This is a genomic window from Rheinheimera salexigens, from assembly GCF_001752395.1.
In the GTDB taxonomy this organism is placed as follows: domain Bacteria; phylum Pseudomonadota; class Gammaproteobacteria; order Enterobacterales; family Alteromonadaceae; genus Alishewanella; species Alishewanella salexigens.
Map to the genome: position 1 here is coordinate 1004247 of NZ_MKEK01000001.1, position 13308 is coordinate 1017554.

Annotated in this window: 12 protein-coding genes; 5 read left to right on the forward strand and 7 right to left on the reverse strand. The window is 43.1% G+C overall.

What is annotated here, in order from left to right; all coding sequences use genetic code 11:
- Positions 1-75 precede the first annotated feature (75 nt).
- Positions 76-2856, reverse strand: coding sequence for a TonB-dependent receptor domain-containing protein (locus BI198_RS04675; RefSeq protein ID WP_070048507.1), 2781 nt, complete (start codon positions 2854-2856; stop codon positions 76-78).
- Between the two features lie 218 nt (positions 2857-3074).
- Between BI198_RS04675 and BI198_RS04680 the strand changes: the two genes are divergently transcribed.
- Positions 3075-4277 carry an anhydro-N-acetylmuramic acid kinase gene (locus BI198_RS04680; protein ID WP_070048508.1) on the forward strand — a complete coding sequence of 401 codons (1203 nt, stop codon included), beginning with the start codon at positions 3075-3077 and terminating at the stop codon, positions 4275-4277.
- Positions 4278-4374: 97 nt separating this feature from the next.
- Here BI198_RS04680 and BI198_RS04685 read toward each other — a convergent pair whose 3' ends face one another.
- From BI198_RS04685 to BI198_RS04705, 5 genes are all read right to left on the reverse strand, one after another.
- The gene (locus BI198_RS04685; RefSeq protein ID WP_070048509.1) at positions 4375-5661 is read right to left on the reverse strand and encodes an amidohydrolase; all 1287 of its coding nucleotides are present in this window, start codon (positions 5659-5661) and stop codon (positions 4375-4377) included.
- A 129-nt stretch (positions 5662-5790) separates the two neighbouring features.
- Positions 5791-6735, reverse strand: a complete 945-nt coding sequence (dusC, locus tag BI198_RS04690) for a tRNA dihydrouridine(16) synthase DusC (protein ID WP_070048510.1) — start codon at positions 6733-6735, stop codon at positions 5791-5793.
- A gap of 9 nt (positions 6736-6744) precedes the next feature.
- Complete coding sequence (locus BI198_RS04695) at positions 6745-7209, reverse strand: hypothetical protein (protein ID WP_070048511.1); 465 nt, start codon at positions 7207-7209, stop codon at positions 6745-6747.
- A 110-nt stretch (positions 7210-7319) separates the two neighbouring features.
- The gene (locus tag BI198_RS04700) at positions 7320-9218 is read right to left on the reverse strand and encodes a M48 family metallopeptidase (protein ID WP_070048512.1); all 1899 of its coding nucleotides are present in this window, start codon (positions 9216-9218) and stop codon (positions 7320-7322) included.
- An 8-nt stretch (positions 9219-9226) separates the two neighbouring features.
- A complete protein-coding gene (locus tag BI198_RS04705; protein WP_070048513.1) occupies positions 9227-9817 on the reverse strand; it encodes a LemA family protein in 591 nt (196 codons plus the stop codon).
- A gap of 196 nt (positions 9818-10013) precedes the next feature.
- Between BI198_RS04705 and glpE the strand changes: the two genes are divergently transcribed.
- On the forward strand, positions 10014-10361 hold the full coding sequence (glpE, locus tag BI198_RS04710) for a thiosulfate sulfurtransferase GlpE (protein WP_070048514.1): 348 nt from the start codon (positions 10014-10016) through the stop codon (positions 10359-10361).
- Positions 10354-11184 carry a rhomboid family intramembrane serine protease GlpG gene (gene glpG / locus BI198_RS04715; protein ID WP_070048515.1) on the forward strand — a complete coding sequence of 277 codons (831 nt, stop codon included), beginning with the start codon at positions 10354-10356 and terminating at the stop codon, positions 11182-11184. The genes glpE and glpG overlap by 8 nt, the downstream gene beginning before the upstream one ends.
- A gap of 56 nt (positions 11185-11240) precedes the next feature.
- Here the strand turns inward: glpG and BI198_RS04720 are convergent, their stop codons facing one another.
- Positions 11241-11645, reverse strand: coding sequence for a flagellar basal body-associated protein FliL (locus BI198_RS04720; protein WP_070050654.1), 405 nt, complete (start codon positions 11643-11645; stop codon positions 11241-11243).
- Between the two features lie 219 nt (positions 11646-11864).
- Between BI198_RS04720 and BI198_RS04725 the strand changes: the two genes are divergently transcribed.
- Positions 11865-12419 (forward strand): chorismate--pyruvate lyase family protein, encoded by a 555-nt coding sequence (locus BI198_RS04725; protein ID WP_074467407.1) that lies wholly within the window; start codon positions 11865-11867, stop codon positions 12417-12419.
- Entirely contained in the window at positions 12419-13306 is an 888-nt protein-coding gene (ubiA, locus tag BI198_RS04730; protein WP_070048516.1) for a 4-hydroxybenzoate octaprenyltransferase, read from the forward strand. The genes BI198_RS04725 and ubiA overlap by 1 nt, the downstream gene beginning before the upstream one ends.
- Positions 13307-13308: the final 2 nt, after the last annotated feature.

Sequence of the window (13308 nt, forward strand, 5' to 3'; positions counted from 1 at the left end):
ATGTAAATCGTAGCAATAATCTAAATAAAAAAGCCCGCGAATATTACTCAGCGGGCTTAGTTTAGTTCATCAAGTTTACAGCATAGGCCGATAACGTAATGAGATACCCATAGTGCGGCCAATCACATCATAATCACTGACGGCATTAAAATGGTTAGCACCTGCAGTAGGGGTAGGTGGCTGCTTATCAAACAGGTTATTAAAACCTGCCGTCACCGTTACGGCTTCGCTAAACTGCCATGATGCCGCTAAATCAATATAGTTTTGTGCGCTAATGCTAACACTAGGATCTGCTGCATATACTACGTCACCTATACGACGCCAGCCCAGTTGTACCGCTACGTCCTCTAAGCTCCAGTCAATGGTCATACGGTGCTTATAGTCAGCTTGCAATACGCTAGCAAAGTCACCCGAACAGGCATTACCGTATGTGCCCTTACAGTCGACTTCTGGCAAGGTGACGTTATTTTGCCGACGTTGCTTTGTAACAAAGTTGGCTTGATAAGCAAGATGTAACTTACCACCAATAGCGTCAGGAGCATCTAAACGATAGTTTACCGCAACATCAATACCGGCTTGTTTAATGGCCGCTAAGTTAAAGTCGTTAACAATAGCGGTTTTAATAAAGCCAGTATCAGCATCGCGCACTACTGCATCACACAGCGGATTGCCTGCTACGGGGTTATCGATATAACAGTTTTGTAATGCTGCGGCCGGTTGGATTTGGCTTACGGCATCGGTGATTTCAATATTGTAATAATCTACACTAACATCAAAACCGCTGAAATATTGTGGCGTATAAACGATACCAACAGTAGTAGATTCGGCTTGCTCAGGCTTAATGTTCGGGTTACCACCAAAAGTGTAACTTGCGCTGCTAGCATCGAAACTGCTGCCGACAGCAGGCGCGCCATAACGAGCACATTGTGCTGCGTCACCGGTGCCTAATAAGCATGGATCACCATCAAATCGACCAGCAAAGCGTGGTATAAATTGGTCGCTGGTTTGATCAAATAACGCTAACGATAAGCCGGTAATAGGGCTGGCAAACTCACCTAAGTTAGGTGCCCGAAACGCGGTTTGATAACTAGTACGAATTCGCACGTTTTCATCAATCGCCCAATTTACGCCAATTTTATAAGTATCTTTGGCGCTAGTGTTTGAGTAATCGGAAATACGATAAGCGGCTTCAATATCTAATTGGTCAGCAAAAGCGGTATCAAAAAATACCGGAATTAGTACTTCGCCGTACCATTCTTTACTATCAAAGCTAGCAGACATATCAAATACGCTTACGCCAGCAAAGCTTGTGCCAGTACGAAATGCATCACCAGCCGTTTGCTTGCCGGTTTCTTTGCGTACTTCATAACCAACAGCATAGCTAACCGCACCGGCTGGAAGTTCAAATAATGCTGCTGAATCACCAGAAATAGTGGCGGCAGCAACGCTTTGCGTGCGTTCCCGATTAGAATATAACAACGGGTTACTAAAGCTGGTTAAATCTAAGTTGGGATCAAAAATATTGACGCTATTGGCAATGGCATTAAAGCGATTGGCGCCACTGGCATTAGTTTTGTAAGCATTGTTATAAATAGTTGAAGTTTCATCGGTACGACCGTACTGGGCATAGACATCAAACTGCACGCTATCGGTTATATCACCCCGTAAACCGACCTGAAACTGGGTAGTATCACGCACTGCTTCGGTATTTTGTAAGCCTAAACCTAAATTACGCTCAACATTCACTAACGCATTGCCATCGGCGTCAAAACTTAAACTATTACGCACACTGTCGGGAATAAAGGCATTATCTTGGCGCAAGGTAACTTGTTGGTTTACCGTAACCGGTAACTGACCACTAGCACCGGCACCTGTTACTTTGACTTGTGAATGTAATGCACGGCCATAAATTTCGGTGGTGTCGGCTAGATCAACATCAAAAAATAAACCGGCACTTAAGCGTGACATGGGCTGAATTAAAAACCGTTCAGCATTGATATTAGTGGTATTACGGGTCGCGGTTACATTACCGTTATCGTCGATACCAAAGCTATTGCCACTGGCAACATCAGTATAAAAACCACCTTGGTTAATCATACTGCCACTATTTTGCATGGCAAAGTCGCGCTCGCCGGCTAATAGTGCTTTGCGTTCTGAATAACCAATATAACCGGTTAAATGACCACGGCCACTGGCAATGTCACCACCAAAAATGGCTTCAGTATTATATTTTTCACCGCCATCTTGCGGAGTTTCATAACTGGCTGATAGCTCAATACCGTCAAATTTATCGTCCATAATAAAGTTAACGACACCCGCTACCGCATCGGCACCATACACAGCAGCTGCACCACCGGTTAATACATCAACCCGTTTAATTAAGCCTGCAGGAATGCTATTAACATCTACTGAGTTACGATAGCTAAAGGGTGTGGCACGAGTGCCATTAATTAACACTAAGGTACGGTTTTGGCCTAAGCTTCTTAAATCGATAGTCGACGAACCTAAAGAGTCACCTACTGTTGCGCCAGTGCTATTCGCACCTGCTGCTGCTTGGGGTAATTTCGAAGTAATGTCTTCGACGTTAACCACACGATCTAAATGCAATTGAACTTCATCTACTGAAGCCACTGGGCTAGATGACACCAATTCAGTACGAGCAATGCGCGAACCGGTGATACTAATTACTTCAACTTTTTTAGCATCTTCATTGTTGATGTTGGTAGTGTCGGCTTGTTGCGCGAAAGCTAATTGGCTAATTAAACCTAGTTGAACGGCTAGGGCGACTTTAGAGCTGCGACGTAAAAATCGTGTCGCCGATGTATTTTTCGATGTGCTGAGCGATGGCTGTGACATAAATTACTCCCTGCTGAGTAAGTTGTGATGGCGAAAATTGCTGGTTCGCCGCAGTAGAACGAATTTTTTATACATTTTAACTGCAGTAAAGTTAAATATATACTCAATATAACGTTAGAGTGCAATTTTATTTAGTTTAAATGTAGATTTAATTGAATAATTTATTCATCATAAGCTGATAAACAACTGTATCTAACCACTTTTGCAAGGGCTACATCATGCATTCTCATATACAAAAACTGGCTGATATTGCTGCTAAACCTAGTCGGATGATTATTGGTTTAATGAGCGGCACCTCATTAGATGGTTTAGATGTGGCCTTATGTCGATTAAGCGGCGAAGGTTTGGCAACCAAGGTTGAACTCATTAACTTTTGCACAGTGGATTATGATCAAGACTATAAACAACGCGTTAAAGCGGTATTTTCTAAACGCCAAGTCGACTTGCAAATGGTCACGTTATTGCACCCATGGATTGGGCTTGAACATGGCCGGATGATTAATGAGTGCTTACAACAGTGGCAATTAACCGCAAATGACGTTGATGTGGTGGCTAGCCATGGCCAAACGATTTATCACTGTCCGCAGCGCCAACATCAGCTAGCAGAATTTGGTAATGCGACGTTACAAATAGGTGATGCTGATCATTTAGCGGTGAAAACCGGCATTATCACCATCAGTGACTTTCGGCAAAAGCATATTGCCGCGGGCGGCGAGGGGGCACCTTTAGCGGTGTATGGCGATTATTTATTGTTTAGCAGCCCAGCAGAAAATCGGATTTTGCTTAATATTGGCGGTATTGCCAATTTAACCTATTTACCTAGCAGCCAAGATGCCAATGCCGTTTTTAGCTCGGATATAGGCCCGGGCAATACGATGATGGATGCGTATATTCAAGCTTACTTTCCAGGTCAATATTATGATCGCAGTGCAGCGCTGGCTAATGCTGGTGAAATAAACAGCGCTTTATTAGCAGCTTTAAAACAAGATAGATTTTTTGCGCTGGGCTTTCCAAAAACTACCGGTCCAGAAGTATTTAACTTAGCCTATTTAGAGCAAGCGCAGCAGCAAAGCAGTACCGAAAACTTAAATCGTGCTGATGTGATGGCGACACTAAATCGCTTCTCTGCCGATATGATTGTGCACGCGATAACGAGCATGACTGCAGAGTTGGATCAGTTTGTTATTTATGCCAGTGGTGGAGGTATTCATAATCCATTATTAATGCAACATATCAGCCGAGCGTTACCTGACATCAGCATTGCTAGTACAGCTGAATTGGACATAAACCCAGATGCCAAAGAAGCGGTATTATTTGCGGTGTTAGCTAATGAGTGTTTAGTCGGCGGCAAACAAAAATTTAGTAATACTAGAGAAGGCATCCCTAGCGTAACGATGGGGAAAATCAGTTTTTCAGACTGACCTTTCCCCTTGCCAATATTCATAGCCAAATGTTCAAGGGGTCAGAGTCGTTGAAACTCAAAAATAGTTTCAAGTACTCTGACCCCTTGAAAAAAGCTTATAGCTTGGCGTAGTCTACTACCCAATTCACATACAATTCAGTACCGGTTTTTAACGCTTTTTCATCAGCGAAGAAAAACGGAGAGTGATTGCTTGGTGCTGCAGCGGCATCTTGACCTTCAGGTGTTACGCCTAAAAACACGAACAGCCCTGGTACTTCTAGGGCGAAGAATGAAAAGTCTTCAGCGCCGGTAACCAGTTCACTAACATGAACTTTGTCTTGACCAGCTACACGCTCTATTGTTGGTAGCATTTTGCTAGTGAGTGCGGGATCATTAATGGTGACTGGGTAACCTTCATTAATATGGACATGGGCTTCAGCGCCGGTGGCTTTAGCCGTCATTTCAGCTGTAGTCTTCAGATCCTTGAAAATTTGTGCCCGATTATCCATATCAAAGTTACGAATAGTACCTTCTAAATAGACTTGGTCTGGAATAATATTATTGCGTACACCACCTTCAACAATACCAAAGCTTAATACCGCTGGCGCTTTGGTTATATCGATTTGGCGACTGATAATCGTTTGACTGTTACTGATAATTTGCGCAGCAGCGACGATAGGATCAACACCACCCCAAGGCCGTGAGCCGTGGGTTTGTCTACCTTTAACTGTTATTTCAAATTGATCTGAGGAGGCCATTAATGGACCTTCGCGATAACCGATATGACCGACAGTACCCGCAGACCAAACATGAATACCAAATACCGCTTCTGGCTGGTGTTGTTTAAATAGACCCTGTTTTAACATCAGTTCAGCGCCACCTTCCTCATCATCTGGCGCGCCTTCTTCTGCTGGCTGAAAAATAAAGACCACGGTGCCGGCTAATTGCTGTTTCATGGCGACTAACTGCTCTGCAGCGCCCATTAGCATAGCGACATGCATATCATGACCACAAGCATGCATAACGCCAACTTCTTTGCCACGATATTCAGATAAGACTGTGGATTTAAACGGCACATCGGTTTGTTCCACTACCGGTAAGGCGTCCATATCGGCCCGTAAGGCGATAGTGGGGCCGGGTTTGCTGCCTTTTAATACGCCGATGACGCCGGTATGAGCAACACCCGTTTGTACCTCTAAGCCTAGCGCTTTTAAATGCTTGGCAATCACTTTAGCGGTACGAAATTCACGATTACTTAATTCTGGATGCTGGTGTAAATCGCGGCGCCACTCAATCACTTTTTGTTCAAGGTTTGTGGAAATAGCCACAGTTTGCTGGGCTTGAACGCTAGTAAATAAACCAACACCAGCAATAATGGCTAGACTAACAGAGGATAATTTCATGCATAACTCCTGAACATAATGGCAAAAGTGGGACGGAATAACGTATCTGAGTATGCATGGCTATATGCTAGCTGACAATGTTTGATTAGCAGTTAGGGTATAAGACTTTTGGCTATGTTGGCTACAGAGTTATGCAGCTTGCTGTAGGGCTATTTGTAATTGAGTTAGGATCTCATTACTTTTTCGCAGGGTGCGAAGTTGCTGGAATAATAACTCTGCTTCAGGGTATTGGCGTTTTAAATACGTAAACCATTGTTTAATCCGGTTAGCGTAATATTTACCTTTATCCCCGCTGACTTCATATTCTGAATATTGCATCAGTAAGGTTAATACCTGCGGCCACGGCATAGCATGGCTATTTTGCCGAATACTCTGGGCTAAATTTGGCATAGCTAAAACACCCCGGCCGAGCATTATATCCTGACAGTTAGCTTGCTGCTGACATAATAAGGCTGAATCACGATCCCAAATTTCTCCATTGGCAATCAATGGAATATTAACCTGTTGCTTAATTTTGGCTATCCAAGGCCAGTAAGCGGGTGGGCGATAGCCGTCGGCTTTGGTTCGGGCATGCACGGTTAATACCGAAGCACCCGCTGCGGCGATAGCGTGAGCGTTTTCTAAGGTTAAACTAGTATCATCGTAGCCTAAGCGTATTTTAGCACTGACAGTATGTTGGCTAGGAACAGCTTCGCGCACCGCTTTCACTATTTGGTATAACTGCTCAGGTTGTTTTAGTAATACTGCGCCGCCTCGGCTTTTATTGACTGTTTTAGCCGGGCAGCCAAAATTTAAATCGACACCATGAGAGCCTAAGCTTACGGCGCGAAAAGCATTTTCGGCTAACCAGTTAGGCTCTTGGCCAAGTAATTGAATGCGTACTGGTGTACCGGCGGCGGTGTAACCTTGTTGGGCGAGCTCTGGACAAATGCGTTGAAATACTCGCGCTGGTAGTAATTGATCGACAATGCGAATAAATTCAGTGACACATAAATCGAAGCCACCTATCTGCGTTAGCATGTCACGCATCAAGTGATCAACGACACCTTCCATCGGCGCTAATATGATTTGCATAGTGTGGAATTATGAATCTAAATAAGGCCGGCCTAACATCATCTGTTGGGCTAATTGCTGTTCTGACTGAGCTTCGCTTAATTGCAGATCATTAAATTGGACATCAAATTGTAATAAGTCGGCGTCTTCTAGATTTTGTGCCACCAGTTTATCGGGTACTTGATTAACCTGACGGTAAGCATTAATGGCGACTTGGGCGGCTTGTTCCATTAACAATAAAAATTGACCTAATGGAAAGTGCTGGAAAATTTCTTGATCTAAATGCGCCCAGCCCAGCAAGTCACCACTGATACTACCATCAGCGTGATCAGTAAATAGCATGGAAACAGCGGCATTTTCAGGATTTTGACCTGGCTGAAACCTGTCGGCATCTTCCCGATTAAACACTAAGACATAACCAAAGCTTGGGCAGCCTTCAGCGTCCATTTCATCGAATGACGCATCGTACATCAGAAATAATTCATTTTCTGCCATTACGCAACTCCTGCTGAAAAAACGGTCGCTAATTCTACCTGATAATTGAGCAAGGCTAAAGCTTAGTGGCAACTATATCTGTAATCCGCTGAGTCTATATCTACAATCAGTTAGGTTATGCTGCTGTCGTAGGGCATTTCTAATAATAATGCCAAGGCTAGGAGTAAGGCTTGCTCTTGCATTGCCAGTTGATTATCGGCATTCACTGCAGTATGAATGGCTTGCCATAACTGCTGTTTATCGTTGGGGGTTAAGGCTAATAATTGCGGTAACGCTTTGCTGAGTAATGACCAATCAATGTCTGGTTTAACGGTATCTTCAGCAAGCTCTAACGCCAGTAGCGCTTGTTGCCAAGCATCTTGTTGTTGCGCTACATCATCGCCAGCAACATTACTAATTAAGGCCAACAGCATTAAAATAGAAGGTTGCAATTCTTTGATACTTTGGCGTGAAAATTGGCGAACTATTTGTTTATTATCAAACTCAACCGCGACAGTATGTTGAATAAATTGATAAGTTAACCAGCTACTTAGGCTAGGTTGCACCATTTGTTGCTGTAATGATTTAAGTAATTGGTTTAATTGCGTAAATTCGTTAATGCTTAAGGTTTTTAATGCTGGGATAACGCGTTGTAATAATTGTACTTGCTGTAACAAATTAAGTTTTTCGACTTGATCGCACAGTTGATCAACTTGCTGTAATAATTCAGCTGAGCCAATTTGTTTAATTAAGCCAAGCTGTGCTGTACGGATAGCGTGGTCTGGTTGCAACAGTAAACAACAAACTAAAGCACTGGCTGGCTGGCTTTGCCGGCTGCTATGGACCAGTAACAACGGCAGGGCTGCGATAAACTTATCCCGCGGGCTTTTAGCTTGCTCAGGTGTGTTATCGGCATTTAGCTCGTTAGCCGTATTAAGCTGAGCATTTGCTTCAGCTATTTGCTGGTCTTTAGCTCTAGGGGTAGGAAACTTACCATTCCAATGCGGTTCTAACCGTTGAATACGCTTTGCTAGTGGCGGGTGAGTGGCAAAGATGCTCATCCAGCTACTAATGGCCTCACCAAAAAATAAATGGCTGTTTTCATCGGCATTTTTACTGCGAATAATACTTTTACTGCTATGACTGCCAATAACTTTTAATGCTCCGGCTATACCTCTGGGGTTACGGCTAAACTGCACGGCTGAGGCATCGGCTAAATATTCGCGTTGCCGGCTAACGGCGGCTTTAATTAAATTACCTAAAAAAGAACCTAAATAACCAATAACGATAAAGCCCAATGCTAACGCAAGAATACCGCCGCCATTGTTTTTATTATTTCGCGAACGACCCACGCTACGAGTGCTGCCGGTGCGCATTAAAAAATAGCCAACATGGCCAATAAATAAAATGCCATTTAAAATGGCTATCAAGCGAATATTCATCCGCATATCGCCGTTTAAAATATGGCTAAACTCGTGGGCGACTACGCCTTGAAGTTCATCTCGATTTAACTGCTCTAACGCACCTTGAGTAATCCCTACCACTGCGTCGGCAGGGCTATAACCCGCAGCAAATGCATTGATGCCAGCTTCCGGCAATAAATATACTGGTGGTACGGGTAGGTTAGCGGCCAGTGCCATTTCTTCTACCACATTGAGTAACCGACGTTGTAACGGATCGCTACTGTCAGGTGTTAACCGCACACCACCTAATGATTCAGCTACCGCGCGACCGCCATGGCGTAATTTATGCCACTTTAATAAGATGGCTATTGAGACGGCGCCTATTACTACTGTGCTTATCCAGCCAATTGTGACCCAAGGCAAGTTTTGATTGTAGTTGCTGCTCTGAGCGGTGTTATAACTACTGCTTTGGCCAGTAACAAAAGTCGCATCTATAAAGCCTAAGCTATATAACGCGACAACATTGGTTAACGTAATAAGTAGCAATACGGCAAGGCTAAATAACACCACTAATAAGCGGGTATTACGGCGAGCTAAATCTTGTTGGGCAAAAAAATTACTACTCATAATTTTAGTTAGAAGCTCACTTTGGGTGCAGCTTGAATTTGAGCGGTATCAGCAAACTCAAGTAACTTAGCATCGCTAGCATGGCCAAAGCTGGGAGCAAGAACCACAGCAGGGAAACTTTGTTTGTAACTATTGTACTCTGTTACGCCATCGTTAAAGGCTTGGCGGGCAAAGGCAACACGGTTTTCAGTACTGGTTAGCTCTTCAGAAAGCTGCATCATGTTTTGATTAGCTTTTAAATCAGGATAGGCTTCCATTACCACATTTAACCGACCCATAGCTTGCTGTAAGGCACCTTCAGCACCCGCTAGTTCAGTCATAGCTCCGGCGTCACCAGGATTGTTGGCTGCCACTTTAAGACCTGCCATAGCGGCATTTCTAGCTTGAATGACGGCTTCAAGCGTGTCACGTTCATGCGACATATATGCTTTAGCGGTTTCAACTAAGTTGGGGATTAAGTCATAGCGGCGTTTAAGTTGAACTTCAATTTGAGCAAAAGCATTTTGAAAGCGGTTTTTTAATTTTACTAAGTTATTAAAAATACTAATAACCCAGAACACAATTGCCAGCAACAGACCCAGAATAATTAAACTTGTCATTGTTAAACCTGTTATCTATTTATAATAAGTATATTGTTAACGAAAGTTTAAACTTATGTCTAGTCATTATTGTGTAACAGGCCGTAAATTACGCTAATTTTGCTGTAAAGCGAAACTCGACAGGCTAATTATTTTTTTGCTAGGTTAATTTAGTTGGCTTTAGGTTAATATAGCCAGTGTAAATAGAGGAGAAAGCATGAGCGAGTTTAAACATATTTCAGTGCAACAAACTGCCGAATTAATCGAAAAAGATAATGTGGTTATCGCGGATATCCGTGATGAACAAAGCTTTGCCGCCGGTCATATTACTAATTCAAAGCATTTAACCAATGGCACTTTACATAGTTTTTTACAGCAATTTGAATTTGACCAACCGGTAGTTGTGGTTTGTTATCATGGCAATTCAAGTCAAGGCGCAGCCCAGTATTTAGTTAACCAAGGCTTCGAGCAGGTATATAGCTTAGACGGTGGCTTTGAAAGCTGGCGCAAGCAACAACCTTTCAGTACTGATACTGCAACAAACAGCACAGCTAAAAATGACTGAGTCTTATTTAGAAGTCTTTGCGGTTTTAAACTCGGCAAAAGCGGCACAGTTATTTGCTGATTATTGCCAAGCTCAAGGCATAGCCGTGCATCTTGAGATTAAATCGACCGATGTTGCGGAATTATATTGTGCAGCCGATCAATTAGCCCAAGCAGAAGCCGAATTAGCCCAGTTTATGCAACAGCCACAACATAAGCGTTATCAGCAAGCCGCTTGGCAATTGAGCAAACCTAGTGCTAGCCAGACGACTGTATTGCCGAGCATTAATTGGCAACGTAGCTTGCTGTTAGCGCCATTAACAACAGCGATGTTAGTGCTATGTTTACTGGTGTACGCATGGATGTATTTTGACTGGCCCAGTGCAGCAAAGTGGTTGCAGTTATCTGAACCTGCCCAGTTATGGCGCTGGTTTACGCCGATGTTATTACACTTCTCACTTACCCATTTAGTGTTTAATTTAGCTTGGTGGTGGTTGCTTGGTCGGCAATTTGAGCGGGTGTTAGGCTTTGCTCTATTGGCTAATTTTACCTTGTCGGTGGCGTTGATATCTAATGCAGCACAATACTTTATGACTGGGCCTAATTTTGGCGGTTTATCAGGCGTAGTGTATGGTTTATTTGGTTATTGTTGGTTAGCAGGACTGATTAATCCGCGCCAGCGCATGTTTATCAGTTCAGGTATGGCTGGCTTTTTAGTGTTATGGCTAGTATTAGGCTTTTTTGATTTGCTTTGGGTCAACATGGCCAATTGGGCGCATTTAGCTGGTTTAGTTAGCGGTATGGCATGGGCTTTAATTTTACGTAAACATCCGGGTCGCCATTAACCGCCAACAGTAAGCCTTGTGATAAGTAACCTTTGTCATGAGTCACGGCATGGGTATTACTGATACAGATATTTAGTAAATAAAATATCTCGGATCATGGTATTACCCGTTTCGTCTTGCATTTTTTGCTGCAGCTTTTGCAAAATATTTAGGCGAATTTCTTCACGACCGAGTAACGATTTTACTTTTTCTTCTGGCTGTTGGCTAATTGTACCAATTATAGTGTCTAGGATTAAAGGTTCGTGATGCTCTATGGTGGAGAGGTGGATTTTATTATCTAGCATCAGTTCGACGACGACCCGAATATATCCCATGGTGCGGCGATCAGCTGCAATATAATTAGTCACGATATCGGGATCAAAACCGTAATACACGACTTCCGGTTTAGTGACATCGGCAGCTGCTGAAAAAACCGAAAAACTGCCAACTAATAATAGATAAGCTAAGAAATATTTACGCATAAGGCTCACTTTAGGGGATGTAGGTTTACTAATACTTGCTAGTACCATAACGATTATTGGCTATTTTACCAGCTTAGTGCTTAATTGCTAACTGCTAATACTGATTATTAATTGGGCCATGGTTTAGGTAGGTCAAATGTTTAACCGTTATCAATGCTGAAAAGCTAGCATTAAGTTGTTATTATGCCGCTAGCATTTACTTTAAGACGATGATTATTTGTGACAACGCCTGTTATTTCCTTGCAAGCTGATTGGTCAGTTGCAGACCAAATGATATTGCCGCCGAGCATTGCGCCTTGGCTACTCGAAGTAGCGTCATTGACGGCTCGATTAAAGCGACACTGCCAGCAATTTCACCTGCAGGTTGTGCATGAAAGTATGCAACCGCTACCGTCTTTTTTACAACCGCTATTCCCTGCAAGCGCCCCAGCATTATTGCGCGAAGTTATTTTATACTGCGATGATAAACCCTGTGTTTATGCGCAAAGCTGGTTGCCCAAAACAACCTTAGATATCTTGCAGCCATTAGCCAATATGGGCCAGCGGCCATTAGGTGATTATATATTTCGCCAAGCAAACTTAGTTCGGGGTGAGATTGAAGCCTGTAAAGTAGATATTAGTCTGCCACAAGTTGCTGCAGGTCAATTGCAACAGTGCTGGGCCAGACGGTCAATATTTCAGTTGCAACAACAGCCTTTTTTAGTGGCAGAAGTGTTTTTACCCGCAATACAGCAATTATCGGCAACAGCAAATCATGTAACGAGAGCGCAATAATGCAGTGGCAATTAACCCGCAAACATTGGCCTGATTATCTGCAATTAATGCGCTTAGAAAAGCCAATCGGCACTTATTTGTTGTTATGGCCTACTTGGTGGGCTTTATGGATTGCGGCCGAAGGTGTACCACCAATAGGTTTGTTAGTGGTGTTTACGTTAGGTGTAATCTTAATGCGCGCCGCAGGGTGTGTAATTAATGATTTTGCCGATAGAAAAGTGGACGGCGCGGTAGCTAGAACCAAACACCGGCCCTTAGCGACGAAGCGTGTGACTGCAACCGAAGCCATTCAACTATTTTTGCTGCTGATATTAGCCAGTGCGGCTTTATTATTATTTTTAAATTGGCAAACGGTATTACTGTCGGTAGTGGCATTAGGCTTGGCCGTGGCTTATCCTTTTATGAAGCGTTACACCCATTTACCGCAAGTGGTATTAGGTGCCGCTTTTAGCTGGGGTATGCCAATGGCGTTTATGGCAATTCAGTTACAACTACCGTTAATAGTCTGGTTATTGTATGCGGCAAATTTACTTTGGACCGTGGCTTACGACACGTATTACGCTATGGTTGATAAACCGGATGACTTAAAAACGGGTATAAAATCGACGGCAATTTTATTTGGTCGACAGGTACTGTTAATTATCGGTTTGCTGCAAGCTGCTAGTATAATCTTACTATTGGTCGTAGGTTATTTAGCCCAGTTACATTGGTTGTACTATGTTAGCTTACTGGCTGCTACGGCGTGTTTTGTGTATCAGCAAAATTTGGCTCGAAAAAGCCTTGCCAATAAAAGCTTAGCCGGTTGTTTTAGTGCCTTTTTGCATAATCATTATGTTGGCATGTTAATCTTTATCGGTATTGCATTAAGCTATTGGTTACAAGGATAAAA

What these genes read in the sequence shown, in the direction of transcription:
- BI198_RS04675 (WP_070048507.1), bottom strand. Translation starts at nt 2,856, where the DNA reads ATGTCACAGCCATCGCTCAGCACATCGAAAAATACATCGGCGACACGA.
- BI198_RS04680 (WP_070048508.1), top strand. Translation starts at nt 3,075, where the DNA reads ATGCATTCTCATATACAAAAACTGGCTGATATTGCTGCTAAACCTAGT.
- BI198_RS04685 (WP_070048509.1), bottom strand. Translation starts at nt 5,661, where the DNA reads ATGAAATTATCCTCTGTTAGTCTAGCCATTATTGCTGGTGTTGGTTTA.
- dusC (WP_070048510.1), bottom strand. Translation starts at nt 6,735, where the DNA reads ATGCAAATCATATTAGCGCCGATGGAAGGTGTCGTTGATCACTTGATG.
- BI198_RS04695 (WP_070048511.1), bottom strand. Translation starts at nt 7,209, where the DNA reads ATGGCAGAAAATGAATTATTTCTGATGTACGATGCGTCATTCGATGAA.
- BI198_RS04700 (WP_070048512.1), bottom strand. Translation starts at nt 9,218, where the DNA reads ATGAGTAGTAATTTTTTTGCCCAACAAGATTTAGCTCGCCGTAATACC.
- BI198_RS04705 (WP_070048513.1), bottom strand. Translation starts at nt 9,817, where the DNA reads ATGACAAGTTTAATTATTCTGGGTCTGTTGCTGGCAATTGTGTTCTGG.
- glpE (WP_070048514.1), top strand. Translation starts at nt 10,014, where the DNA reads ATGAGCGAGTTTAAACATATTTCAGTGCAACAAACTGCCGAATTAATC.
- glpG (WP_070048515.1), top strand. Translation starts at nt 10,354, where the DNA reads ATGACTGAGTCTTATTTAGAAGTCTTTGCGGTTTTAAACTCGGCAAAA.
- BI198_RS04720 (WP_070050654.1), bottom strand. Translation starts at nt 11,645, where the DNA reads ATGCGTAAATATTTCTTAGCTTATCTATTATTAGTTGGCAGTTTTTCG.
- ubiA (WP_070048516.1), top strand. Translation starts at nt 12,419, where the DNA reads ATGCAGTGGCAATTAACCCGCAAACATTGGCCTGATTATCTGCAATTA.